The 25,600-nt window shown below is 58.2% G+C and carries 22 protein-coding genes, 1 other RNA gene and 1 pseudogene; 21 read left to right on the forward strand and 3 right to left on the reverse strand.

The window, feature by feature from the left end:
• The coding region (argS, locus tag Q0G85_RS07670; RefSeq protein ID WP_297156346.1) for an arginine--tRNA ligase at nucleotides 1–1,527 on the forward strand (1,527 nt) is incomplete at its 5' end.
• 38 nt (nucleotides 1,528–1,565) lie between these two features.
• On the forward strand, nucleotides 1,566–3,629 hold the full coding sequence (locus tag Q0G85_RS07675) for a Na+/H+ antiporter (RefSeq protein ID WP_367116879.1): 2,064 nt from the start codon (nucleotides 1,566–1,568) through the stop codon (nucleotides 3,627–3,629).
• A 325-nt stretch (nucleotides 3,630–3,954) separates the two neighbouring features.
• Here Q0G85_RS07675 and Q0G85_RS07680 read toward each other — a convergent pair whose 3' ends face one another.
• On the reverse strand, nucleotides 3,955–4,812 hold the full coding sequence (locus Q0G85_RS07680) for a Rossmann-like domain-containing protein (RefSeq protein WP_297156348.1): 858 nt from the start codon (nucleotides 4,810–4,812) through the stop codon (nucleotides 3,955–3,957).
• Nucleotides 4,813–4,978: 166 nt separating this feature from the next.
• Here Q0G85_RS07680 and Q0G85_RS07685 point away from each other — a divergent pair, with 166 nt between their 5' ends.
• From Q0G85_RS07685 to Q0G85_RS07705, 5 genes are all read left to right on the forward strand, one after another.
• Nucleotides 4,979–5,437, forward strand: a complete 459-nt coding sequence (locus tag Q0G85_RS07685; protein WP_297156350.1) for a YhcH/YjgK/YiaL family protein — start codon at nucleotides 4,979–4,981, stop codon at nucleotides 5,435–5,437.
• A gap of 174 nt (nucleotides 5,438–5,611) precedes the next feature.
• Complete coding sequence (smpB, locus tag Q0G85_RS07690) at nucleotides 5,612–6,076, forward strand: SsrA-binding protein SmpB (RefSeq protein ID WP_296061031.1); 465 nt, start codon at nucleotides 5,612–5,614, stop codon at nucleotides 6,074–6,076.
• Nucleotides 6,077–6,092: 16 nt separating this feature from the next.
• Nucleotides 6,093–6,623, forward strand: a complete 531-nt coding sequence (locus Q0G85_RS07695) for a hypothetical protein (protein WP_297156353.1) — start codon at nucleotides 6,093–6,095, stop codon at nucleotides 6,621–6,623.
• Nucleotides 6,624–6,755: 132 nt separating this feature from the next.
• Nucleotides 6,756–7,125, forward strand: a transfer-messenger RNA (tmRNA) gene (ssrA, locus tag Q0G85_RS07700).
• 321 nt (nucleotides 7,126–7,446) lie between these two features.
• A complete protein-coding gene (locus Q0G85_RS07705; protein ID WP_297156354.1) occupies nucleotides 7,447–8,961 on the forward strand; it encodes a L,D-transpeptidase family protein in 1,515 nt (504 codons plus the stop codon).
• A gap of 78 nt (nucleotides 8,962–9,039) precedes the next feature.
• Here Q0G85_RS07705 and ybaK read toward each other — a convergent pair whose 3' ends face one another.
• The gene (ybaK, locus tag Q0G85_RS07710; RefSeq protein ID WP_297156356.1) at nucleotides 9,040–9,525 is read right to left on the reverse strand and encodes a Cys-tRNA(Pro) deacylase; all 486 of its coding nucleotides are present in this window, start codon (nucleotides 9,523–9,525) and stop codon (nucleotides 9,040–9,042) included.
• 154 nt (nucleotides 9,526–9,679) lie between these two features.
• Between ybaK and Q0G85_RS07715 the strand changes: the two genes are divergently transcribed.
• The 8 genes from Q0G85_RS07715 to Q0G85_RS07750 all read left to right on the forward strand — a co-directional run bounded on the left by Q0G85_RS07715 (nucleotide 9,680) and on the right by Q0G85_RS07750 (nucleotide 19,034).
• The gene (locus Q0G85_RS07715) at nucleotides 9,680–10,237 is read left to right on the forward strand and encodes a MarR family winged helix-turn-helix transcriptional regulator (protein WP_297156357.1); all 558 of its coding nucleotides are present in this window, start codon (nucleotides 9,680–9,682) and stop codon (nucleotides 10,235–10,237) included.
• Nucleotides 10,228–12,393, forward strand: a complete 2,166-nt coding sequence (locus Q0G85_RS07720; protein WP_297156358.1) for an ABC transporter ATP-binding protein — start codon at nucleotides 10,228–10,230, stop codon at nucleotides 12,391–12,393. The genes Q0G85_RS07715 and Q0G85_RS07720 overlap by 10 nt, the downstream gene beginning before the upstream one ends.
• A complete protein-coding gene (locus tag Q0G85_RS07725) occupies nucleotides 12,390–14,249 on the forward strand; it encodes an ABC transporter ATP-binding protein (protein ID WP_297156360.1) in 1,860 nt (619 codons plus the stop codon). The genes Q0G85_RS07720 and Q0G85_RS07725 overlap by 4 nt, the downstream gene beginning before the upstream one ends.
• Before the next feature lie 71 nt (nucleotides 14,250–14,320).
• The gene (locus Q0G85_RS07730) at nucleotides 14,321–15,118 is read left to right on the forward strand and encodes an HAD family phosphatase (RefSeq protein WP_297156361.1); all 798 of its coding nucleotides are present in this window, start codon (nucleotides 14,321–14,323) and stop codon (nucleotides 15,116–15,118) included.
• Between the two features lie 177 nt (nucleotides 15,119–15,295).
• Nucleotides 15,296–16,825, forward strand: a complete 1,530-nt coding sequence (locus Q0G85_RS07735; protein WP_297156362.1) for a ribonucleotide reductase subunit alpha — start codon at nucleotides 15,296–15,298, stop codon at nucleotides 16,823–16,825.
• Nucleotides 16,826–16,839: 14 nt separating this feature from the next.
• Entirely contained in the window at nucleotides 16,840–17,355 is a 516-nt protein-coding gene (locus Q0G85_RS07740) for an Rrf2 family transcriptional regulator (protein WP_297156363.1), read from the forward strand.
• Between the two features lies 1 nt (nucleotide 17,356).
• On the forward strand, nucleotides 17,357–18,226 hold the full coding sequence (locus Q0G85_RS07745; RefSeq protein ID WP_297156365.1) for an adenine glycosylase: 870 nt from the start codon (nucleotides 17,357–17,359) through the stop codon (nucleotides 18,224–18,226).
• Between the two features lie 226 nt (nucleotides 18,227–18,452).
• The gene (locus Q0G85_RS07750; protein WP_367116880.1) at nucleotides 18,453–19,034 is read left to right on the forward strand and encodes a manganese efflux pump MntP family protein; all 582 of its coding nucleotides are present in this window, start codon (nucleotides 18,453–18,455) and stop codon (nucleotides 19,032–19,034) included.
• 123 nt (nucleotides 19,035–19,157) lie between these two features.
• Here Q0G85_RS07750 and pheA read toward each other — a convergent pair whose 3' ends face one another.
• Nucleotides 19,158–20,009: a prephenate dehydratase gene (pheA, locus tag Q0G85_RS07755; RefSeq protein WP_297156369.1), complete on the reverse strand. Its 852-nt coding sequence runs from the start codon at nucleotides 20,007–20,009 to the stop codon at nucleotides 19,158–19,160.
• A gap of 384 nt (nucleotides 20,010–20,393) precedes the next feature.
• Between pheA and Q0G85_RS07760 the strand changes: the two genes are divergently transcribed.
• From Q0G85_RS07760 to Q0G85_RS07785, 6 genes and pseudogenes are all read left to right on the forward strand, one after another.
• Nucleotides 20,394–21,719, forward strand: a complete 1,326-nt coding sequence (locus Q0G85_RS07760; RefSeq protein WP_297156371.1) for a hydrogenase small subunit — start codon at nucleotides 20,394–20,396, stop codon at nucleotides 21,717–21,719.
• Nucleotides 21,720–23,384 (forward strand): nickel-dependent hydrogenase large subunit, encoded by a 1,665-nt coding sequence (locus Q0G85_RS07765; RefSeq protein WP_297156373.1) that lies wholly within the window; start codon nucleotides 21,720–21,722, stop codon nucleotides 23,382–23,384.
• A 1-nt stretch (nucleotide 23,385) separates the two neighbouring features.
• Complete coding sequence (locus Q0G85_RS07770) at nucleotides 23,386–24,084, forward strand: cytochrome b/b6 domain-containing protein (RefSeq protein ID WP_297156375.1); 699 nt, start codon at nucleotides 23,386–23,388, stop codon at nucleotides 24,082–24,084.
• A gap of 97 nt (nucleotides 24,085–24,181) precedes the next feature.
• Nucleotides 24,182–24,676 carry a viscotoxin-A3 gene (locus tag Q0G85_RS07775; protein WP_297156377.1) on the forward strand — a complete coding sequence of 165 codons (495 nt, stop codon included), beginning with the start codon at nucleotides 24,182–24,184 and terminating at the stop codon, nucleotides 24,674–24,676.
• 4 nt (nucleotides 24,677–24,680) lie between these two features.
• Nucleotides 24,681–25,190, forward strand: coding sequence for a hydrogenase maturation protease (locus tag Q0G85_RS07780; RefSeq protein ID WP_297156379.1), 510 nt, complete (start codon nucleotides 24,681–24,683; stop codon nucleotides 25,188–25,190).
• Between the two features lie 220 nt (nucleotides 25,191–25,410).
• A pseudogene (locus tag Q0G85_RS07785) lies at nucleotides 25,411–25,600 on the forward strand (hypothetical protein); the annotation flags it as partial.

The raw sequence follows: 25,600 nt of genomic DNA on the forward strand, positions 1-25,600 counted from the left end.
GTCGTTTCCCATCTTCCTGAAAACGACTTGATCGCCTCGAGTGAAATCGCAGGTCCTGGCTTCGTTAATATTCGACTTACGAACGCTGCGCTGGCAAGCGTCGTTTCGGAAGCGCGCCAGGCGGGAATGGATTTCGGGCGTGGCGAGGCTCCCTGTGACGCTGGACGCATCAATCTCGAGTATGTTTCCGCGAATCCTACGGGACCTATGCATGTCGGCCATGGACGGTGGGCGGCGCTTGGTGATTCCATGGCGCGCGTTTTGCGCCACGCAGGTTTCGACGTATCGGAAGAGTTCTACATCAACGACCATGGTACGCAGATGGATAACTTCGGACGCTCGGTTTCGGTTCGCTATGAGCAGCTCTGTGGGCGCGACGTGCCGATGCCCGAAAACTGCTACGGTGGCGCCTACGTCATCGATATTGCCCGCGAAATCCTCGACTCCGACGGCGAGAAGTGGCTCGATGTCCCGGAGGCCGAGCGTGTCGAGGCATTCCGCGAGCGCTCGTACGTCGAGATGCTTGAGCACAACAAGGATGTGCTTTCGGCTTTCGGCACCACGTTCGATACCTGGTTTTCTGAGCGCACACTCTACGTTCCCGACGAGAACGGGAAATCTCTGGTCGACCATGCGCTCGAGGCGATGGATGCGAAGGGCTATGTTTTTCAGAAGGATGGCGCGACCTGGTTTAAGTCGACGGCTTTCGGCGACGAGAAGGACCGCGTCCTCATCAAGGAAAACGGGGAGTTCACCTACTTCCTCTCCGACGTGGCGTATCACTACAACAAGATCCAGAGGGGATTTACCCATCTGATCGACATCTGGGGCGCCGATCATCATGGGTACGTGAAGCGCTGCCAGGCGATGCTTGCCGCTTGGGGCTATGAAGGCGCGCTTGAGGTCGTGCTCGGCCAGCTCGTGAACCTTTTCCGCGACGGAAGTGCCGTTCGCATGTCGAAACGTACGGGCGAGATGGTCACCTTCGAGGAGCTCATCGATGAAGTCGGCGTTGATGCGACGCGCTATCTCATGCTTTCGCGTTCTTCCGACCAGCCGATTGACTTCGATATTGAGGTTGCGAAGAAAAAGGATGCTACCAATCCTGTGTATTACGTGCAGTATGCCCATGCGCGTATCTGCTCTATCCTGCGAAAAGCTGCATCCGATGTGGACCTCGCGGCGTATGCAGCGGGCGATATCGCATTCGACGAGCTTGCTGGGCGTACAGTGGGCACTGACGCTGACCTTTCGCCATTGAGCGAGGAATCTGAGCTCGCGCTCATGCGCAAGATGGGAGACTTCGCGGATATGGTTGCCCAGGCTGCTGCCGATCGCGCACCTTTCCGCCTGACTCACTATGCGCAGGATCTTGCGGCGCTGTTCCATCAGTTCTATACGAACTGCCATGTTCTCGCCGACGACGAGGCTACCCGTCGCGCCCGTTTGGCGCTCTGCGACGCCTCGCGTATCGTTCTCGCTTTGACGTTGAGTCTTTTGGGGGTTAGTGCTCCTGAAAAGATGTAGTGCCATGTTGTTTTTTAGATAGAGGAGGTCATTGCTAGGTGGAGACCCTTACGCTCGTCATGCTGATTTTTGCAGCGATTCTCGCATCTTCGATCATCGATCAGGTTGTGCCGAGGGTGTCGTCGCCGCTCATACAGATTGGCCTGGGCCTTCTCATCGCATTGTTCGCCTCCTCTCAAATTCGGGTTACGCTCGATCCCGATTTGTTTCTCGTGTTGTTCATCGCGCCGCTTCTCTACGAAGAGGCGAAATCCGCCGACAAGGCGGCGCTTTGGCATCACAAACGCCCCGTGCTGTCGCTTGCAATCGGTCTGGTTATTGCAACGACGCTCGCTATCGGATTTGCCGTGCATGCGGTCATCCCGTCGATTGGGCTTGCGGCGGCGTTCGCTCTTGGCGCTGCGCTCGGTCCGACTGACGCTGTTGCCGTCACTTCGCTTTCGAAACAGGTCAACATTCCCGAACGGCAGGGGAGCATTCTCAAAGGAGAGCTGCTCTTAAACGACGCGAGCGGTATCGTGTCGTTCCAGTTTGCTATTGCCGCCGCGATAACGGGATCGTTTTCCCTTCTCAACGCGACGGGAAATTTCTTCATCGAGTTTCTCGGCGGCATCGCGGTCGGTGCGCTTCTGGGTTATGCCGGCAAGTTCCTCGTCAACAAGGCGCGCTCCCTTGGCGTTGAGAACACGACGTTTCACGTGCTCTTCGAAATCCTCATCCCGCTTTTGGTGTACTCGATCGCCGATGCCATTCACGTGAGCGGCATCATCGCCGTGGTCGTTGCGGGCCTTATCAACGTTATCTCGCCGCATGCGATCGGCCCATCCATCTCGCGTATGAATATCGTGTCGTCGAGTGTGTGGCGCGTACTCACCTTTGCCTTGAACGGCTTCGTGTTCGTGCTTCTGGGAACCCAGCTGCCCCAGGCCATGGTCCACACCTGGGACGACGTCACCTTCAGTAACTTCGCGCTCATCGGCTATGTCGTTGCGCTCACGCTGCTTCTCTATGTTGTTCGCTTTGCGTGGGTTTGCGCGAGTGACTGGCTCTATACGCGCCGCCGCAGTAAGAAGCACAACGAAAAGTTCAAGCTCGACCTTCGCAAAAGCCTCATCACGACGCTTGCCGGCGCAAAGGGCACCATCACACTTTCGATCCTGTTCACCATCCCGTATTACATCGGTGTGGTACGCTTCCCCCAGCGCGATCTTATCATCTTCCTTGGATGCGGCGTTATCGTGTGTACCTTGCTTGTGGCGACGTTCGTCGTTCCGCTTATCGCGCCGAAGAGCGTGAGCGAAAGCGAGGAGGCGGCACGCGAGCGCGAGGCGGAGCTGAAGATCGATATCCTCCGAAGCGTGGTCGAGGAGCTCACTGCGAGGCAGACGCCTGACACTCGGCGCGCGACGAGGAACGTGGTCAGCTCCTACAACGATCGCATTGAGCGCATCAAAGAGCAGCACGGTTTCGACGATGACGAGGACGAGATATCCTCTGAGCTGCGTATTCGCGCAATCGGGTGGGAACGTGAATGCGTGAAGAAACTCGCCGAGCGCGACGACGTTGACAGCGAGATTGCGCTTAAGTACCTGAAACGCTTGAAGCATATCGAGGAGCTGAGAAAACACAGTTCGGGGCGCTGGTCGATCCAGAACATTTACCTCGTTTTGCGCACCTTCTTAAGGCGCGTGAAAGGCGTTGTCCTGCGCTATGTCTCCCATATGGCGTCGTCGCCCATCACCGCAGCCGACCAGGCTGCCGAGATGCGCAAAATCCAGCAGAAGGCGGGCGAGTGTGTGGTCGGGCGCCTAAACGATATGCTTGTCGACCCTGATTGCAACATTCCGAGTGAGTATGTGAGCGAGCTTCTCATCGAGTATCAGCGCACTGTCGCGATGCTTGCAGCCGAGCTCGCCGCTCCTTCGGCGACGGTCATCATGCGCGCATCCGACAAGGCCGAAGACGTGAAAAGGCTTGGCTACATGCTCGAACTCGAACAGATTCAGTCGCGCTATGAGGAGGGCGAGCTGAGTCGCGCCGAGGCGAAGCGATTGCGCGACAACACGAACCTCATGCTGATGGATGTGGAAGACAGCGTGTAGGCCTTGTTTCGTGGGCAGGGCGATTGTCGGTGTTAGCGCGCCCCCTGGTTGGTGTCGTCGGAGTCCCCGATTGTTGTCGGCAATGCGATTGTTGCCTACAAAGCAAAAGCAGTACCTGTGGCTGCCGCCTCCCCCGTTTCGGGAATAAGTAGGATGCTTACTGTACAAGAGTGACGATAAGTTGTGAAATAGCCGCCTGTTCGGCCGATTATCAGACATTTCGTCACAAAATAATCCCCAAATCGTAATAATTTGGGGATTATTCAACGCTGAAATCGACGCTATTCACAAGCCCTTCACAATAAACCGTCGATTCTGTACACGATCACTCCGCTCGCTTCTGCTTCGCGTTGATGGTGGTCATCTGAAGCGCTTTGCCGAAAAGCTTTCCTGCGGCATTCTTGCAGGCGAATTTCACGGCTTCGGGATCGGCGACGACGCTGCCCGAAAGCGACTCGACGCCCCACTCGAACAGATACGGCGTCATGATCACGCTGGGGCCGACCATGCAGACGGTGGCATCCTTCGCGAGGGTCAAAAGGCGCGGCGCGGTCTTGTTGATGAGCGTGACGCCGGTGATGAAGGCGTAGTCCGCGGTCGGCATCACGTACTCGCATGCCGGATCGGGCGTGTCCCACTCATCGCGGCAGGAGCGCTCGAGGACGGTGAGCTTCGCGTATTCCGCAATGTTCTCGACGTGGGGGAAGTGCCCGACAACCACGACGTGGGCATCGCCGCCTGCCTGCTCGATGCGGGGGCGATACGTCTCGAAGGCATCCTTCGACGAGGTGCCGCCACGCTTCCCCGCATTTTCCTCTTCATCGTTGTCGTAGGTTGCCCCCAAGGGGTCGAGCAGCTCGCGGCGCGCGTACCAAGCGTTCAAGGCTGCGATGCCGAGCGTTGCTTCCTCGAAGCACCATGATTTCGAAAGCTCGGCTACCTCGCGCAACGTCTTACCGCGCAGATCGCTTTTGAACGTGCGCTTTGCGCCGTTTCGCGCGGTGAATGCGACGCCGCATCCGCAGTCGGCCTCAACATAGGACCAGTTGAGCCCAAGGCAGTAATCGCGCACGGCGATATCTTCGGGGATGCCCTCGATGAGGTGGTTGTACAGCCGCCAAGGCGAGGCGGGATCATCGGTGCCAGGGAAGGCAATGGTCGAGGGCTCCAGCGTATGGTCCATAGCAAGTCTCCTTTGTTCAGGATGTCGATATTTCACCTGAAATCAGTATAAGTCAGTTACAGGAATGGACAAGATGGCCCGAAGCGAATAAATACTTAGATGGTGCACGCCGCTCTGCTACAATTTCGTGACGTTCAAACGAATCGCATTGAAGGGACTTGATACCATGCTCGTAGCTTCCATTGAATATGCCGAAGCGCACGATTACCTGTCAGAGCGTATGAAGAAGGCATATGCCTTCCTGCGCGACAACGACCTTTCCGCGCTTGCTTGCGGTCGTCATAATATCGATGGGGAAGACGTCTTCGCGAACGTTATGGAATACGACACCGTTCCTGCTGAGGAGAAGAAGCTCGAGGCGCACAAGCGCTACTACGATGTGCAGTGCGTGGCCTGCGGCATCGAGCGTGTTGAAGTTGCTCCCGTGGCTGGGCTTACGTGTGCGAAGGAATACGACGAGGCTGACGATTACGCGCTGTTCGAGTCGCCTGCTCCTGCGACGTCGCTTGTGCTCCATGCTGGCGAGATCGCGGTACTTCCTCCCGAGGATGCGCATAAGCCGGGCTGCAACGCTTCGGATGCGCCCGTCCATGTGAAGAAGGTCGTTGTGAAGGTGCGCGCATAGGACGCGCGTGTGGACGAACAGCTTCCATGGTGTATCATGAAGACGAGATATCGAGCGCATATGCGCTGGTGATAGAAAGAGTTTTGCCACGGCCCGCATGCAAGAGGGAATGCAATCGCCGCGACGCAGCGAGTGTGTGGCATCATGATGCTTGGACGTGAGGTAGCATGCCCCATGAAACGTGAAGAGAAGACCATCGCGAAGAATCGCCGCGCGTTCCACGATTACGAGGTTGTGGAAACGTTTGAGGCAGGAGTGGAGCTTTCCGGGACGGAAGTGCGCTCGCTGCGTGAGAACAACTGCCAGTTGACCGACTGTTTCGCCCTCGTGCGCAACGGGGAAGTTTGGATGCACAACGTGCACATTACGCCGTTTTCGCATGGCAACATCAACAACCCCGACCCCGATCGCAAGCGAAAGCTTCTGCTGCATAAAAAGCAGATTCGCTACCTTTCGGAAGCGACGCGCGAAAAAGGCATGGCGCTCGTTCCCCTGAAGATGTATTTCAAGGAAAACGGGCTCGTCAAAGTTGAGCTTGCGATTTGCCGTGGCAAGAAGCTCTACGACAAGCGCGCAAGCATGAAGGAACGCGACACCAAACGGGAAATCGATCGAGCGCTCAAGGCGCGCTCTCGTTAGAAAGGGGCCAAATGCCATGAGCGAGGATCGAATCGAGACGACAGTCGACGAGGTGGAATCATCAGCTGAGGACCTGCAGGACGAGGAGCTTTCCGAAACGCAGGATGAGCAGACGGCGGAAGCTCGTGGTTGCGGGAGCCCTCAGGAAGGTGAGGGGGCAGGCGATTATGACGCCCCCGAGGACGAAGAGTCCGAGGAAGATGAGGAATACGAGACCGTTGAAATCGAGTACTCCGAAGACGACATCGAAGCATACATCGTCGACGAGGATGACAACGAGATCGGGTTTATCTTGCTTGACGAGGATGGCAACGAGGTCGAGTACTACTACGATGACGAGGAAGACGCCGAAGGCAGCAAAGCCGCCGACGAGGATAACCCTTACGACCTTGGCATCACGCGCGAGGGCGTTGCCGAGGCGACGAGCGATATGAACGACATTTATCGTGACGGCGTTGCGGTGGCGGTCGAGCTGAAAGATGCGCTCTCCGATATCAAAGAGGCACTCGATTTCTCCGATTTCATCCCGACGAAGAAGAAAAAGTAGCTCGTTCGGCTGCGACTTGACAAGGCGGGCCTCTCGGCTACAATGAATTTTCTGCAAGAGACGCTCTTGCGCACTTTGACAAGGTGGAACGCATGAGTTCCCGGCAGTTGGCACGCGGTGCCGACAGAATTCGGGGGCGACTGGTTTCGACATGGTATGTTTGAACTGAGGAGCAGGTCGTGGTCTCCTCGCCACGTTAAACAGGGGTAACGTCAAGTTAATTGGCAAGAAGAACTATCAGAGCGCTCCTGCGCTCGCCATGGCTGCTTAATCAGCACCTGGCACGTCAACCTCGGGTTGTCCCCGACTCGAGCGCGACGTCATTTTAGGGGACTGCATCAAAGCACGTAATCGGTATGGCTTTGGTAAAGATCGAACCGATCCGGGTTGTCAACGTTAGTTCGCGGACCGAGACGGCCTTGAATCCGAACGCGGAATAAGCTTGTAGAGCCTCAACGAGAATATAGTATGGACCGGAGTTCGATTCTCCGCGCCTCCACCACAGGTTGCCAGGCAGGCCCGAAAATGGGTCTGCCTGTTTTGTTTCCCCTTGGATTGGGACGGCGAGCCGGGCTTTTCGTCCACTTTTGAGCCGTGCGTCAAGTATTCGTGCAACACGGCGGAACGTGTCCCGCCAAAGCGGGTTCTCTTGCTACAATGGGCCGGGTACAAGAAGCAAGCTGAATCGAATGAAACAGGAATGACCAAACGTAACGAGCAATCCGCTCCTTCCCACGGAAAACATGCAGCCCACGCTAAGAAGGCTCCAGTTGAGATGCCTCGCGTCGCGTCCTTTCATGGCGAAACTCAAGCGATGCCTGCTGTGAACCCTGCGACTCCGCAGGCCTTCAGCACGGCGGGGACATACGGTATCGACGGGTTCGGTCCCGAATCCGGTGCTGGACCGTCTTCGGACGGCAAGCGCCGTGGTGCCCGAATCGCGGGAATCGTGATCGGCGTCATTTTCGGCATTCTGCTTGTTGTCTACCTTGTGGGCGTCGCCATCTTCTCGGGTCATTTTTGGCCGAAGGCGATGATCGGATCGCGCGACATTTCCTTCCAGACGCCTGATGAGGTTACTTCAGTCCTCGAGCAGGGAATCGAGAAGTATTCGCTGCGCGTCCACGGTGACGGGCTGGACGTCACGCTTACGGCGAATGAGGCGGGTGTGCGCTTCAATGCCGAGCAAATCGTGAACGAGATGTTTGCCGAGGCGAATGAATGGGCATGGCCGGTTGAGGTGTTTCGCGAGCACGATGAAACCGACAGCCTTGTTGCCACCCTCGATGAGTCCGGCGTTGCCGACAAGCTCCACGAGGCCATCGATGCCGTGAACGAGAACACGGTTGCGCCAGTGAACGCGACGGTGGCATACGATGAAAACGCGAAGATGTTCACAATCGTGAAGGAGCAATACGGCACGCAGATCAACACCGATGTGGTGATGCAGGACGTGGCTCAAGCCGTTGCCACGCTCGAAAGCGAGGTCGAGCTCGATGAGCGGGCGCTCTCGCAGCCGACGATTTTCTCGACCGATCAATGCGTGATAGATGCGGCATCGAAGGCGAACAGCATGATCCTTGCGAATGTGCAGCTTTTGATGGCGGGAACGAACGCACTCGTATTTGACGCCTCGGTGATCGGACCCTGTATCGCGATAGGGGAGGACTGCTCGGTTTCCCTGAACGAGGACGCGCTCGGTGCCTGGGCTGATGAGGTCGCTGCGGCCTATACGACGGTCGGCTCCACGCGCTCCTATATGCGTGCCGATGGTGCGCAGTTCAGCGTATCGGGTGGCTCGTATGGCTGGAAAGTCGACCGCGATGCGCTCTACGATTGGGCGAAGGCGGCGATCGAGGCGGATCAGACGGGCGAAGCGGAACTGCCGTGCAGCCAAACCGCGAACGCATGGAATGGCGTCGGCGGCCGTGATTGGGGTGCCCGCTATATCGATATCGACCTTTCGGCGCAGCATGCGCGGCTCTTTGACGAGAACGGCGAGGTCATTTGGGAGTCCGACATCGTGAGCGGCAAGCCGCGCGGTGGTTCGGGCAGCCTTACCCCCCAAGGTGTGTACGTCATCAACTCGAATTCCGGCGGATCGACGCTTGAAGGCACCAACGACGACGGCTCGAAGTATAAGACCCCCGTCACCTATTGGATGCCCTTTGTTGGAAACCTCATCGGCCTTCACGATGCCAGCTGGCAATACGCGTTCGGCGGTACGCGCTATCGGGACGGCGCAGGCTCGCATGGGTGCGTGAACCTTCCTCCGAGCAAAGCTGCCGAGCTGCACAACCTTTGCCGCGTGGGCGATGTCGTGGTGTCGCACTGGTAAGAAAAAACGAGCCTGCTTGCGTTTGATGCGCGGGCAGACTTTTTTGTTAGCTGATGGTTTGGTGCCAGCGTGGTGCAGTTAGCGCACCGTGATATCGGCGTAGCGAAGGGGAATGACCTTCTCAAGGTCGCTTGGGGCAAGCTCGACCTGGCATCCGATACGCCCACCCGAGAAGATGATCGTGTCGAAGAGCTGCGCGGTTTCATCTATGATGGTGGTGAAGAGCTTCTTCATTCCAACGGGTGAGCACCCTCCATGCACATAGCCCGTAAGAGGCAAGAGTTCCTTCGATTTCAGCATGCTGACAGCCTTCTCGCCGACGGCTGCTGCCGCTTTCTTCAAGTCGAGTTCTTCAGCGACGGGCACCATGAACACGTAATGCTCGCCGGATTTCGCGACGGTGACAAGTGTTTTGAACGTTTGGTCGGGGTCCTGCCCGAGGAGGTTTGCCACTTCGACGCCCGAAAGCGCCTTCTCACAAGGGAAGACGTGGCTTTCGAAGGGTACGCCTGCGGCCTCGATTTCCCGCATGGCGTTTGTTTTCGTTTCTTTCTGCTTTGACATGTGCTCACTCCTTGACCGTCGTTTCGGAAGAGTAGCACATCTTTGGTGAAAAGATGCAGTGAATCGTTTCTCCCCTGCTAGATGTTTTAGCTGTGATATATTTTCGCAGCTAAAACAATCATCGCGAAATAAGATGGGAAAAGGGGTTTGCTGCGTGGACCAATCCATCATCGAGCTGAAGCAGAGGCTCTTCGCTGCCACAAGGCGCATGCGCCAAAGCAGGTCGCACCCGCCATTGCTAGAGGGCATCACGTCGGCAGAGGCCTTCGTTTTGATGTCGATCTCTCAACTTATGTCCGACGGGAAACGTGTTCGGTCGGGCGATGTCGCCAAATGCGGGCACAGCACTCCCAGTGCGACGTCGCAGGCGCTCAAGTCTCTCGAAAAGAAGGGCTTCATCACGAGGCATCGCGATGAAGACGACAGCCGCGGGGTGACGGTGTGCCTTACCGACCTCGGCTGGGAATACGAGCGGATGAACAGGCGTATGCACGATCGGCGCCTCGAGGAGCTTCTCGAGTTTCTCGGGGAAGACGACGCGCGCGAGTTCGCCCGCATTGCCGAGCGCTTATCAGATTTCGAGAGCAGCCATCCCTGGAAGCCATTTCCAGAAGAAGCAGACGAGAGCGAAGTGCCGCCTTTGTGCGGCGATGACAAGCAGGAAGCCGCAGCATGCGATGGTGCGGGGGAAGGCGGTGCGCGATGCGAATAGCCAAAAACCTTGCGCACCACAAGATCGCCGTGCTGCTCATCGTGGTGCTTCTTGCCGTGCAGGCATTCTGCGACCTGTCGCTCCCTAACTACACATCCGACATCGTCGATGTCGGCATCCAGCAATCTGGCGTCGAGCACGCCTCCGCAGAGAAGCTTTCTGCGCGCACGCATGACCTCATCGAGATGATGCTGCCCGAATCCGACGAGCAGCTTTTCGCGGATGCGTACGACAAGACCGCGGATGGGGAGTATGAGCTCACCGCAACTGGGCAGGCGCAGCGATCCGATCTCGATGGCGTTATGGCGCTGCCGCTGTCCGTTGTCCATTATGCCGACCAGATTCCCGACTTTGATCTTGACCAGGTGAAAGCCGCCTATGATGCCGGGCTTGTGAGCAAGGACGATGTGCTGTCCATGCTCGATAAGGCTCGCGAGTCGATGGGGGACATGGCCGATACGCTCATCGCGCAGCAGGGTATCGCGGCGGCGCGGGCGGAATACGAGGAGCTCGGTGTCGACACGAATGCCATGCAGATGGACTACCTCGTGTCCACGGGCGCAAAGATGCTTCTGCTTTCGGCGCTCGGCATGCTGGTTGCGATTGCGGTTGGGTTCCTGGCGTCGCGAACGGCGGCGAGCGTGGGTCGCTCGTTGCGCGGACGGCTCTTTGACAAGGTGGTCACCTTCTCCGATGCCGAGATCCAGTCCTTCAGCGCGGCTTCGCTGATCACGCGTGGGACAAACGATGTCCAGCAGGTCCAGATGGTCACGGTGATGCTTCTGCGCATGGTCCTCTATGCACCCATCCTCGCCATTGGCGGCATCATCATGATCGCGAACACCAACCTGTCCATGGGCTGGATCGTTATCGTCGCCGTGCTTGCGATCGGGCTTATCCTCGTCGTGCTCATGAAGATCGCTATGCCGAAATTCAAGATCATGCAGAAGCTCATCGACCGCGTGAACCTCGTGTCGCGCGAGATGCTCATGGGGTTGTCGGTCGTGAGAGCGTTCAATCGCGAGAAGCATGAGGAGGAGCGCTTCGACGAGGCGAGCACGCGACTGATGAAGACGCAGCTGTTCACGAACCGCGTGATGACGTTCATGATGCCGCTTATGATGCTCATCATGAACCTCGTGTCGGTCGGAATCGTCTGGTTCGGCGGCCATGCCATCGATGCGGGCGCGCTCCAAACGGGCGACCTCATTGCGTTCATCACCTACTCCATGGTCATCATCATGGGCTTTCTCATGATCGGCATGCTCTCCATCATGCTTCCACGTGCCGATGTGGCTGCCCGCCGTATCGAAGAGGTCCTCGAATGCGAGCCCTCGATTCGCGACCCTGAACCTGCCGTTTCCAAGGATGCTGAGCTTTCGGCTTGCGATGCGCCGGGCGCTGAGTTCGCTTTCCGCGATGTGAGCTTCAAGTACTCGGATTCTGCGGAAAACGTGCTCGATCACGTCGATTTCACCTGCCAGCCTGGAAAGACCACGGCCATCATCGGTAGTACCGGTAGCGGAAAGTCGACTATCGTGAAACTGGCGCTGAGGTTCTACGATGTCAGCCAGGGAAGCGTTACCATCGATGGCATTGACGTGCGAGACGTGAGTCAGCATGCGCTGCGCGAGCAGCTGGGGTACGTTCCCCAGAAGGCGTTCCTGTTCAGCGGCACGATTTCCAGCAATATTGCCTATGGCGCGGAAGGTGCCGATGACGAGCGGATTCGCGAGGCGGCGGATATCGCTCAGGCGAGTGAGTTCATCGACGAGAAACCGGAAGGGTTTGGGAGTCCTGTTGCCCAAGGTGGCACGAACGTCTCCGGCGGCCAGCGTCAGCGACTTGCCATCGCCCGCGCGCTTGCGACCGACGCGCGCGTCTTCCTCTTCGACGACAGTTTCAGCGCCCTTGATTACAAAACCGATGCTGCGCTTCGTCATGAGCTTGAGGCGCGTCTGGGCGGCAAGACCGTGATCATCGTGGCGCAGCGCATTTCGACTGTTCTCAGCGCCGATCAGATCATCGTGCTTGATGAGGGCCGCGTCGTCGGCAAGGGCACGCATGCGGAGCTGATGGAGCAGTGCGAGGAATATCGCGAGATCGCCATGTCACAGCTATCCGAAGAAGAGCTTGAGGGAGGTGGTGTGCGATGAGCGAGAATTCCCAGGATTTGAAGAAAGCGACGCAGCGCCGTCGTCCTCCGCATGGGCCGGGCGCGCGAATGATGCCTGGCGAGAAGGCGAAGGACTTCAAAGGGACCATCGCCAAGCTTGTGCGATTCATGGGGCAGTTCAAGGCGTCTCTCATCGTCGCCATCGTGTTCGCCATCTGCTCGGCAGCCTTCAGCATCGTGGGTCCGAAGGTGCTCTCGCAAGCGACGACCGAGCTGTTCAACGGCATCGTCGCGAAAATCGACGGTACGGGCGGCATCGACTTCGACGCCATCGCTGGCATCATCGGCGCGACGCTTGCCCTGTATCTCGTCAGTGCAGCATGCAGCTTTTTACAAGGATGGATGATGACGAGCGTGTCGCAGCGCACCTGTTATGGGCTTCGCCGCGCCATCGCCGAGAAGATCGATCGCGTGCCCGTTGGCTATTTCGAGCGCAACTCAATCGGCGACACGCTCTCGCGCATCACCAACGACGTCGATACGCTCGGGCAGAGCTTAAATCAGGGCGTCACGCAGATGATTACGTCGATCACGACCCTCATCGGCGTCATTGCGATGATGGTTTCGATCAACCTGGCGATGACGGGGATCACCCTTGTGATGCTCCCGGTTTCGCTTGTGCTCATCATGATCGTGGTCAAGCTCTCGCAGAAGCACTTCCGCGCCCAGCAGGAGAAGCTTGGCGAGATCAACGGGCAGGTCGAAGAGACGTTTTCGGGCCATGCGGTCGTGCGCGCCTTCAACCAGGAGAAGGCCTGCGAGGAGCGCTTCGGCGAAACGAACGACAAGCTCTACGAAAGCGCCTGGAAATCGCAGTTTCTTTCGGGTCTCATGCAGCCTGTCATGAACTTCGTGGGGAACTTGGGCTATGTCGCGGTGGCTTTGGCAGGCAGCGTGTTTGCGGTGCAAGGCGCCATCACGGTGGGCGATATCCAGGCGTTTATCCAGTACGTGAAGAACTTCACGCAGCCAATAACGCAGTTGACCCAGGTGAGTAACGTGCTGCAGCAAATGGCGGCAGCGGCAGAGCGCATCTTTGCCTTCTTGGAGGAAGAGGAGCTTGCACCCGAGGAACCCAAGGCGTCCACAGCGCAGGTTCCCTGCAACGTGGAATTCGATCATGTTCGCTTCGGATATTCGCCTGACAAGGTTGTCATCAACGACTTCTCGGCGAAAGTTTCCGAAGGTCAGACGGTTGCCATCGTCGGGCCGACGGGTGCGGGCAAGACGACCATGGTAAAGCTGCTCATGCGTTTCTACGACGTCGACGGCGGTGCTATCCGCATCGGCGGTGTCGATGCACGCGACTTCGCGCGCTCCGATGTGCGCTCGCTGTTTGGCATGGTGCTTCAGGACACCTGGCTGTTCAGCGGGACGATTCGCGACAATATCCGCTACGGCAAGCTCGATGCGACCGACGCGGAAGTAGAGGCTGCGGCGCGTGCGGGTTGTGCCCACCACTTCATCAGCACGCTGCCTGGCGGCTACGACTTCGTGATCAACGAGGATGCGAGCAACATAAGCCAAGGCCAGCGCCAGCTTCTCACAATCGCGCGTGCAATCTTGGCGAACCGGCGTATGCTTATCCTCGACGAGGCGACAAGCTCGGTGGACACGCGTACCGAGGAGCGCATCCAGCGGGCGATGGACAACCTCATGGAAGGTCGCACGTCTTTCGTCATTGCGCACCGGCTCTCGACGATTCGCTCGGCTGACCTGATCTTGGTCATGCAGCATGGCGATATCGTCGAGCAGGGCACCCACGATGAGCTGCTCGCCCGCGGTGGCTTTTATGCGGAACTCTACAATTCGCAGTTCGACGAGGGCGAAGAGTAGGTATCCTGTGCAAGGGCGTCTTTCGAAGGCGCCCTTGATTTGCCCATAAGTTGATTCCCAGTGGAGTATTCGTGGAAGAAAGCGCAGATAATTCGCAAGTTTCGTCCGATTCGAACACCGCGGGTGCGGCATTAACCGCAGTATCCGGCAAGCCGTTGCCAAGCGATGCGCCCGACGATTTGTCTCGGTTCACGCAGCCTGATGGGCTCGTCCACATCGCAGCATTCGATTTCGACGGAACCTGCATCTCGGGGAACTCCCCTGTGCTTTTGGTTCGTCGCCTTATGAAGCTCGGCATGCTTGAGAAAAGCGTCCTTGCACGCATCTTGCTGTGGGGAATTGCCTATAAGTTGCGCCTTCCTCAGAATGAAAGCTGGGTGCGCGGGCTGGTGTTTCGCGCCTTTGCCGGCGAGCCGGTGTCGCGTGTCGACGACTTCTTGTGCGATTTCTACGACTCGGATGTGGCGTGCCTGTTCAGGGAGCACGCCGATGCGGAGCTTTCACGCCATAAGGCAGAAGGCCGTGTTGTCGTGCTCGTGTCTGCGACGTTCGAGCCCATCGCCCGCCGCGCGATGGAGACGCACCCCATTGATTTTCAGATTGCAACGCGCATGCGTGTTGCCGCTGATGGAAGCTATACCTGCGATGTCGAGGGGCTTCCCGTCGAGGGGGACCAGAAAATCGTGCGGTTGCGCGAGTTCGCCGATGAGCGCTTTGGCGCTGGCAAGTGGGTCCTCGATGCCGCCTATGGCGATCACCATTCGGATCGCACGCTTCTCGGAGCAGCGGTCAACCCTGTCGCTGTCACGCCCGATCGTCCTCTTGCGAGAACGGCGACGCGTGAGGGTTGGCGTATCGCCGAGTGGTAGCGCCCTCAACAGGACGCGAAGACTCCCTCTCTCATAAGAATCCTTTTCCCATGTAAAGAATCGTGGGAATACGTGCACTTCGGGACAGATGTGTTACCTGTGGGCTAATATAAGAAGTTAAAAATAGAGAGTGCGATGCGTGCTTAACGCATCTGCTTTACGATTGGAGGTGGGTCCATGCTGGAGAACGCTGATAAGCAAAGCTATGGTGAAGGTGCTGACGGAAGAGACGTCGATTATCTGCTTCGTGCGAAAGACGCGTGCGCGAAAGGCGACGCCGTGCTCGGCATGCATCTGTATTTGACCGCCTTCGAAAAGGCAGCGGGAGCTGCAGGAGAGCCGAGTCCCGAGGCGATTGATGCGCTGAAGAAGGCGTGGGATTTGGCGTGCGATCTTAAAGAGCGATCCCTTGCTGAGTACATCTTCGGGAAGCTCGATCCGTTCTTGAGTGCGGGGGAGTCTGCGGAATGCTCGGCGCAGCTGCAGCGGCTTGCCCTCGATAAGCTTGAGGAATTTGGGCTTTCCAAAGACGAGCTGCAAGATGTGGCTGAGATGATCTCGAGGGATTTCCTTGGGTTTGACGCGAAGCTGTTCAAGGTGGAACCCTTGGGCGATCTCGCGTCGGGCGCTCTGCCGTCGCTCGCGGCGGGGAAGGGTTCGGTCGAGTCGAAGGGCGATTCTGCTTCCGAGGATGACTCTTCTCGTGCTGACGGGCGCGAAGCTCGCTCCGAAATGTCGCCGCTTTCGAAGCTTGCGCTCGATGCTGGTGTGAAGTCGGCTGTTGAGCCAAAAGAGAAGCTCACCTACGACGATCTTGCAGGCTACGATGCGGCAGTCGCGACGATGCGCGATTTCGGCATCGGCATGCAGGACGACGAGGATTTCAAGGCGCTCGTCACCTTGCTGAACGCTCGGCACGGGCTGGACCGCTTGCCGGTGACCGACACCTTCGTGTTCCGCTCTCCAGCGCGCGAAGATGCCGGTCGATTCGTGCAGGCGACGATTGGCGAGCTCAAGCTTCCGGCGATGCGCATGCGCATGGAGGAGAACCTCTCCGGCATGCCGATTCTTTGTGTGATGGGGCCCGCTGGCAACGTGACGCGGCCGACGCGTCCCGAAAGCGCATTCTCCGGACGCGGTATTCTTGTGCTCGAAGATATCGATTTGTGGAGCGCCCCGCAGGTGGATTCGGGGGATGATTTCGAGGGCTTCGTGTACGCCTCGCTTTCTCGCGGTGCTCGTGAGGCTATCGAGCTCATCCGATCCGCGGTGGACAACCCCGATGTCTATGTCTTGGCGTCGGCTTCGAAGGATGCGGAAATCGACCCGTTCTTCCTGGAGCTTCTCGAGCCGCTGTCGCTTATCGACATCGAGTGCCCAACGGCGGAAGAGCGCGTCGAGATCTGGATGGAAATCGCTCGCGACCATCCTTCGATCCGAGGGGTACGCATCGCTGACCTGGTGCGTTATTCGGTGAACATGCCGCGTTTCGACATCTATATGGCTGCGCGCGAGGCTATCGAGGAGGCTTACAAGGAGAGCCTTTTCGCGCGCCGCTACGTTCCGGTTACGCGCGACAACCTCTTCGATAAGCTTGCCGCCTATCAGCCGCTTGACTCGAAGGAATACCACGAGCTGGAAGAGCAGGTAATTCGCGATTTTCGCCAGGATTTGGAAAACATCGACGACTTGCTTTCGGGCCAGTAGAGGGGGCTTTACCGATGGATATCACACGACGCTGCGACTACGCGTGCAGAATATTGCGCGCCGCATATCGCAACGGCGAGGAGCGCATGTCCGTTGCGGAGCTTGCCGAGCGCGAGGGAATTCCCTATGCGTTTGCGCGGAGCATTCAGCATGACCTCACGAAGTGCGGTTTCGTGAACACGACGCGCGGCGCCCATGGCGGGCTGTGCCTTGGGTGCGATCCCGCCACCGTGACCGTTCGCGATGTGGTGGAGGCGGTCCAGGGTCCTGTGAGCGTTTCCGAGTGCGGCGTGGGAAGTTCGCCGTGCGGACGCAGCGACACGTGCGCGTACAACAAAGTGTGGCGCGGTGCCGACCGCATCTTGAGCGAGTACTTGGGGTCGATTACATTAAAAGATCTCTTCGAGATGGGCGGTGAGCATCCGCGCGTTCGCGAGGCACTCGGTGATTGCGCTGATGGTTGCGACGCATGCGCGAGCCGCATCAACCTGGCCTTGACCGAATCGTGCCATGGGAAGGTTTCCGACTAGCATGGCGGAACTTTGCTGTCCGTGGCCCGAGAGCGCTCCATCTCCCGAGGCGTTTGTTGCCTTGGTGAGGCGCGAGGGGCGGCGGCTCTATCGCGACCTTCCGTGGCGTTATATCGACGACGCTTACGCAGTGCTAGTTTCCGAAGTGATGCTTCAGCAAACGCAGGTGAAGCGCGTTCTTGGCCGCTGGGAGCGATTTTTGGCGAAATTCCCCACACCCGATGCCTTGGCGAGCGCGAGCACATCGGATGTGGTCGGGGAATGGCAGGGACTTGGCTACAATCGCCGTGCTCTCGCCCTCAAGCGGGCATGCGAGATTTGCTCGCGGGATTTCGGAGGGAAGCTCCCCGAGGCTGCTTGCGACCTCGAACGGCTTCCTGGAATCGGCCCCGCAACGGCTGCGGGGGTCGTTGCGTTCGCCTTCAACCGCCCTGCGCTGTATCTTGAGACTAACGTGCGAACAGTCTTTCTCCATGAGCTTTTCCCCGATGAGGGGGGTGTTCGGGATAAGCAGCTCGAGCCTTTGGTCCGCGCAACATGCCCTGCGGAGAACCCTCGCGAGTGGTATTATGCGCTGCTCGATTACGGCGCGCATTTGAAGGCGACGCTCGGCAACGCCTCTCGCCGAAGCGCGCATTACACGCGGCAGAGCGCGTTCGAGGGGTCACGGCGCCAGAAGCGCGCTGAAGTGGTGAGGATCGTGCTTGCGGCCGAGCGTGCGATTCCGCTTCCCGAGGTTCACTCCCTTCTTGATACCTTCGAGCGAAAGCATGGGCGCGATGGCGTTGACGACGTGCTGTTCTCGTCTATCGTGGCGGACCTTCAACGAGAAGGTTTTTTCACCGTCGAGAACGATCGTGCGCGCGCCTAGAAACGCGTATGTGGTAGAATGCTCGAATCCGTGGGGGAGTAGTCGGCGCCATCTGGCGCGACTTGGCCAACATACTGCTCATTTGAGCTGGTCAAGCCTTAAATGACAAGACTCGCGGTGTGACGCTTGTCGCACCGCGCTTCCATATGCCGGCGCGCAAGCCGGTTTTTTTGTGCCCGAAAGCGGGGGCTTCGGGCGTGCGCGCTAAGACGAGAGGAATGAAGCTGTGGGTTTTATCGAGCTGTTTTTGATAGGCGTTGGGTTGTCGATGGACGCGTTTGCCGTTTCCATTTGCAAGGGGTTGGGGATGAAACGCCTCAACATGAAACAGGCGCTCGTGATCGGGCTTTTCTTCGGGGGCTTTCAGGCGCTCATGCCGTTTTTGGGATGGGCGCTTGGAACCCAGCTCGCCGATTTCATCACTCCGATAGATCACTGGATTGCGTTTATTCTGCTTGCGATTATCGGCGGGAAGATGCTCCTCGACGCGATTCGCGGAGGTGACGAGGAAGACGCGGGCGAGCCGAAAGATACGAGTCTCGACTTTAAAGAGCTGCTCATGCTGGCAATTGCGACGAGTATCGACGCGCTCGCCGTGGGCATCACCTTCGCGTTCTTAGGCGTGAACATCGTTTGGGCGATGGTGATCATCGGCGTGACGACGCTCGTGCTCTCCGTGATCGGCGTTGCCGTGGGGCACGCTTTCGGCGCGCGCTACGAGAAGGGCGCGACCATCGTGGGCGGCGTCGTGCTCATATTGATCGGCTGCAAGATCCTTCTCGAGCATCTGGGGGTTTTGGCGCTGTAACCCTGGCGCTGGTGCCCCTCGCGTTGCCGGCCGCATCCCGCGGGCGGCGTATTCGAAGGTCGCGCCGCATCCCGCGGGCGGGGCGGCTTCGGCTTTCGGGCAATGCCCCTCGTCAAGCGCTTGCTACTCGATGGGGTAGCTTCCGAGTATCTTCACTTCGCGCAGCTTCAACCGCAAGCAGTTCAGTGCCGTTTGAATGTGCGGCTCGTTCGCGTTGCCCTCGAACTCGATGAAGAACATGTAATCGCCAAGGGCCTGCTTGGTCGGGCGCGACTGGATAAGGGACAGGTTCACGCCTGCATAGGCAAACTCTGACAGGATCATGTTGAGCGTGCCCGCACGGTCCATATTCAGGAAGAGCACGACCGAGGTCTTGAACTTCGAGCCGGTGAACACGGGCACATGCCCCTGGCGGCCGATGAGCGCGAAAAGCGTCTGGTTGCCGAAGTGGTCCTCGATGTCGTGCGCGAGGACCTTCGCCCCGTGGATTTCGGCAGCGAAGGCGTTCGCGATTCCCGCTGTGTGGACATCGGCTGCGGCAAGGCGTGCGCTTTCCGCGGTAGACGACGTGGTGACGGTCGTGCGGCCCGGCATCTTCTCCGCCATGAATCTGCGGCATTGGGCGAGCCCCTGCGCATGGGAGGCCACCGTGGTGATGTCCCCGATTTCGGCTTCGGGATTCACGACGAGGCAGTGGTGGATGTCGACGACTTCTTCGCCCAAGATAACCGATGAGCTCTTCAGCGCGAAACCGTCGAGCGTGGCAGTAACCGGCCCCTCGATGGAGTTCTCCTTCGCAACGACGCCGTACTCGCAGCGCCCGCGATCGACGCAGTCGAACACCTCGTCGAAAGAAGTGCATTCGATGAGGTCCGGATTCTCGATGCCGAGGCGCTTTGCGAAGGCGAGCGTCGCCTCATGGGAATAGGTTCCGATCGGACCGAGGAAGGCAATGGCGTTGTCGGGTGAGCTCATATGCGGGTAACTCCTTGAAAAGCGATTTTCACGTGCGCGAACATTGTAACGGTGGCTTACGGTTTGCGGGAATAATCTCGGAAAAGTTCTTGAATGCGGTTTGCTCGCGACGCGAAAGGCCAAATGTGAAGTTATTTTAAAATGAAACTTAGTTAACATTTCAATAATTAATATGATGCCTGAACAGGCATAATTGGTGTTACGTAGCAATATTGACGTAACATTTTCGGTACAATCATTTGTTTTTTCGTCCCTTCGCGCCAATCACGTGATACTAAGTGCATAAAATAGCTAGGTTTTATAGGGAGAACGTTCGCGCATGCATGGATCGGTATGCGTGGACGCTCGCGAAATTGGTTAATGAGAGGAAAAGGAGGTGTGCACATGGTAAACGAAGCTACTGCTTCCGAGTTCTCTGAAATGCTCGAAGCGCGGGGGGTTACGCGACGCAGCTTTATGAAGCTTTGCGGTACGATCGCAGTTGCGGCAGGTTTGTCAGAGCTTGCTGCTCCACGCGTTGCTTCTGCATTGGAAAACTCCGTTATCGGTGCAACCAAGGGAAACCTGTATCCGGTCATCTGGATCGAGGGTGCGTCGTGCACAGGCTGTACGGAGTCCTTTGCCCAGGTTGAAACGCCCGATCCGGCTGAGGTGGTTCTCGAGCTTCTGTCGCTTAATTACTCCGAAACGCTCTCTGCGGCGGCCGGTTGGTCGATGGAAGAGGCCAAAGAGCAGACGATCGAATCCGGCAACTACGTCCTTGTGTACGAGGGAGCCGTTCTTGAGGGGTGGGGCGGCCAGGCACTTCGCGTTGCGGACAAGCCCGGCACCGAGCATCTCATCGAGGCTGCTGAGAAGGCAAAGACGGTTATCGCGCTCGGCTCTTGCGCTGTGAACGGCGGCTGGATGGGCGCGCACCCGAATTCGGCGGACGCGCTTGGCGTTGAGCAGTTCCTCAAGAAGTCCGGTATCGATGTCCCCGTTGTGAACATCCCTGGCTGCCCGGCGAACCCCGAGTGGCTCATCTCCGTGCTCGTCGACGTCATCATGCTCGACAGCAAGCAGCTCAAGCTCACGAGCGACAACAAGCCCGAAGGCATCTTCGGTCAGACCATTCACGACAACTGCGAGCGTCGCGGCCACTTCGAGAACGGCGAGTTCGTCTACAAGTTCGGTTCCGAAGAAGAGGCCAAGGGCTACTGCCTCTATCCGCTCGGCTGCCGTGGTCCGCAGACGAAGTCCACGTGCGGCATCACGATGTGGAACAACCGTCGCAGCTGGTGCGTCCAGGCGGGCTCTCCCTGCATCGGTTGCTGCGAGGCGAACCCCAACGACCCGGGCGACAACTGGGTCGAGGTGAACACCCCGTTCTACAAGCGCCATCGCGACCTGCGCATCGGCGATTGGATGGTTCAGCCCGGCACGATTGCCCTCACGCTTACCGGCCTGGTGGCGGCGGCACTCGTCGTGCATGGCTTCGGCATGAAGGCGACCGGACGCATGGACGGCGGCGCCGACTTCGAGACCATCCGTAAGTGGGATAAGGATCATCCCGAGAGCTCCATCGGCACCTACGACCTCACCGACGAGGAGAAGGCGCAGGCTTGCAAGGAGAACTCCGGCAACGTTTCCCAAAAAGAACGTCTCTACGACACCATCGGTGTTCGTCCTGACATGAAGAAAAACGATACGGAAGGAGGCCAAGAGTAAATGACCCGTTCAATCATTGACCCGATTACCCGTATCGAAGGCCATCTTCGCGTCGAGATGGAAGTCGAGAACGGCAAGGTTTCCGATGCTTGGGTCTCAGGCGGCTGCTTCCGCGGCATGGAGCTTGTCGTGAAGGATCGCACTCCCGAGGATGCGGCTCAGATCGTCGAGCGCATCTGCGGTGTGTGCCCGGTTTCCCACGCGCATGCCTCTTCGATCGCCGCTGAAAAAGCTTACGGCATCGAGATTTCCAACAATGCGCGCATCATCCGCAACCTGATTGAGGGTGCCCAGTTCCTGCACAGCCACATCCTGTGGTTCTACAACCTGGCGGGCCTCGATTACGTGAACCCGCTGAACGCCCTGAAGGCGAACGTCGGCGATGCGTACGACCTGGCGGCAGCGCAGGGTTGTGCCACTGCGAGCGATATGTATGCTCTGAAAGAGCGCCTCTCCAAGTTTGCCGACAACGGTCAGCTGTCCATCTTCTCGGGCAACTGGTTCGACGCTGAAGACGGCACGGGCTACAAGCTTCCCGCGGAGCTCGACCTCATCCTCACCGCGCACTATCTCGAGGCGCTCAAGATGCAGGCGAAGGCTTCCGAGATCTCCGCTTTGCTCGGCGGCAAGATGCCCCACGTTATGACCATCATCCCGGGCGGCACGGCATTCGTTCCCACCGCAAGCAAGCTCGACGATTTGAAATACCTCGTCGACGAGCTCTACAACTGGGTTGAGGCGACCATGCTTCCCGACGTGTTGGCTCTGGCTCCGTATTACACGGATGCTCTCAACTGGGGCAAGGGCTGCGGCCGCTACATCGCTTGGGGCGTGTTCGAGAACAAGAGCATGCTTCTGAACGAGCGCTACATGCCGGCGGGCGTTTTGCAGGACGGCCTGAAGCTTGAGGATGTCGAAACGTCCAAGATCGCCGAGTACGTGGGCCATTCTTGGTACAAGGGCGAGGAAACCCGTCAGTCTCCTGACTACACCACCGAGCCCGAGTACACCGAGTACTACAAAGACGGTTCGGACACGGTCAACGATCGCTACTCCTGGGTCAAGTGCCCGGGCTACGACGGCAAGCCGATGGAGGCGGGCTCGCTTTCCCGTATCCTCGTTGCCTACAAGCGCAACGTGCCCTTCATCGTGAAGCATGTCGACGCGGTTCTCGAGGCGCTCGGCGCACCCGGCAACCTGAATGCACTTGGCTCCACGCTTGGCCGTACCGGCATCCGCCAGGTCGAGACACTCTACATCGCAAGCCTCATGAAGGAATGGGTGGACGAGCTGATCGAGGCTGTGAAGAGCGGCGACAGCGAGTACTTCCGCGAGCCTGCTCGCATCTCGGGCGAGGGCGAGGGCCTCTGGGAGGCTCCGCGCGGCGCGCTTTATCACGCCGAGAAGGTCGAGAACGGTCGCATCCAGGGCTACCAGATCATCATTCCGTCCACGTGGAACTTGGCTCCTCACAACGAGAAGGGCGAATATGGTCCGCTCGAGCAGGCGCTTATCGGCGTGCCGGTCGGCGACATCAAGAAACCGATCAACGCGCTGCGCACCGTTCACAGCTTCGATCCCTGCACCGCTTGTGCTGTGCATGTGACCGAGCCTGCAACGGGCAAACACTTCGAAACCGTTACGAGCCCTTGGGGGGTGAAGTAAGATGGCACATCTTGCACACTACCGTGAGGCGCATCCCCTCGTTTTCGTCATCACTCACTGGATCAACCTCATCGCGATGATCGTCCTGATCGTCACCGGTTTCTGCATCCATTTCCCGTTCTGGCCCTACTTCGAGAGCCTGGCGCGCGGCATGCACGTGTTCTTCGGCTTCGTGATCTTCCTGAACTGCGTGTTCCGCATCATCGCTGCGTTCTTCGTGAAGACGGCCCCGACGGGCGGCACGCGCAAGCAGGTCACCGACTACAAGACCTGGCTGCCGCAGAAGGATAACCGCCATCAGGGTCTCATCTGGATCAAGTACTACCTGTTCTTGAAGAAAGATCACCCGCTGGGAGCGAAGCTCGGCGTTCCTCAGAAGATTTCCTACCTGTTCATTCCGGTGCTCATCATCGTGATGTTCTACACCGGCATGTGCCTGTGGGTGCCGACGATGAACCTGCCGTTCTTCGCAGCTGGCACAAGCCTCGTTGGCGGTCTTATGTCGATGCGCATCATCCACTACTTCATGATGTACATCTTCATCATCTTCATGTTCATCCATGTGTATCTGGCTAACATCGAGGGCATCGCCCCGACGAAGCTTATGTTCCTCTGGAAAGAGCATGGCGGACTGGTGTACGACCCCGATACCCACACCATTGTGGGCGAGGACGACCTCGGCGAGTCCGAGAAGCACTAGGCGTTAGCAACGAGAAGGAGCCCGCCATTGTTGAGCGGGCTCCTTTTGTCTTCGATGCATGGCATTGGCGTGGGTGCTCATCTGAGCAGGCACGCCAATGTGGAATGCGAATCGCGAGAATCGCAAGGCTATCGATTTCGAAAGAGGGGTGTGCGCCGTCATGGCACGCGAGCTCACTGATGAGGAAATCGCCCGCGAGGAGAAATTCCTGAAGGGCATCCCGCGCGTCAATATCGGCGCGCTCTTCCTGCCGCCTATCTGGGGGCCGGCGCATGGCATGTGGGCGGCCATCTTGTTCTATCCGATTTGGCTGTTTGCCGACAATACCTTTTACGCTGCTTTTTCTGCTCCTAGCGTGCTTTCTGTCGTGTTTGCGGTGGTCGTGTTCGTGCTTTTGACGGCGGCGACGGTCGCTTTTTCCATCGTAAGCCAGCCCTTCGCTGCCCATCGCGCGGCCGAACACGGCGTCTCGCGTGAGAAATATCTATCGCGGCAGCGCGCATGGGCGGTGGCGTCGGTCGTCGTTGGTTGCGTGATGATTGCTGCCGCTACCTATTACAATCTTGCCATCCGTCCAGGTTTGGGGGCTTAAGCGCATGGGGGAGAAAAAAGCCGTCGTTTTCTGCGTGGGAAACCGCCTCATGCTTGATGAGGGCATAGGGCCTGCCGTGTACGATACCGTGTTGCGTGATTATGAGGTGCCTGACAATGTGCGGCTTTTCGATGTCGGCTGTATGAGTCTGGATATGCTTCCCTATGTGGACAGTTGCGATGTGATCATCACCGTCGATGCGGTCGATGGCACGGGCGATGCGCCGGGCACGGTGTACCGTTTCTCGCCTGACGCTATGGCGCGCCATACGGGGGCGATGGCATCGCTTCACGACTTGAAGCTGGTCGATTTATTTGATGCCGCTTCGCTTCTTGGGTATGAGGCGGAAGGGTATTGCCTGGGGATGCAAGTTGCCAACATGTCACCTTCGGAATATGCGATGGACTTGACCGAGCCAGTGCGTGAGGCGCTTCCCCTTTTGGTCGAAACGCTTGTTGCCGAGTTACACCGCCGTGGCTTCTACCTGAAAAAGAGGCCGCTTGCTTCAGAATAGCATCGTGAGCGATTGCCTTATTTGAGTGCGGCATGCTATCATTTCCCATGGCCTTTCCAACCGAATGCCCATTCTGCAACGGGCGTTTCGGGCAAGTTATTCGCGCCTTTCTGCCTTGCGCGCGATGCCCGGGTCAAGGGTGGGCTTATGGGCTTGACGATTCTGCGTCGTCTTGAAGGCTGAATATTCCGTACAAGAAAATATAAGGAGATGCTTCATCATGATGAAGAAGGTTTTCGCTGTCGTTTGCACGCTCGCTCTCGCAGGTGGTGTTCTCGCGGGTTGCTCGGGCAATTCCAACAACGCTGAGAAGAAGTCCGACTCTGCTGCTACCGAGCAGAAGGCTGCTGCCACCGACGAGGTCAAGGCTCCCGAGTCCGATGTCGCCATGAAGTACATCACCCCGGCTG

Source organism: uncultured Ellagibacter sp. (assembly GCF_934617235.1).
In the GTDB taxonomy this organism is placed as follows: Bacteria; Actinomycetota; Coriobacteriia; order Coriobacteriales; family Eggerthellaceae; genus Ellagibacter.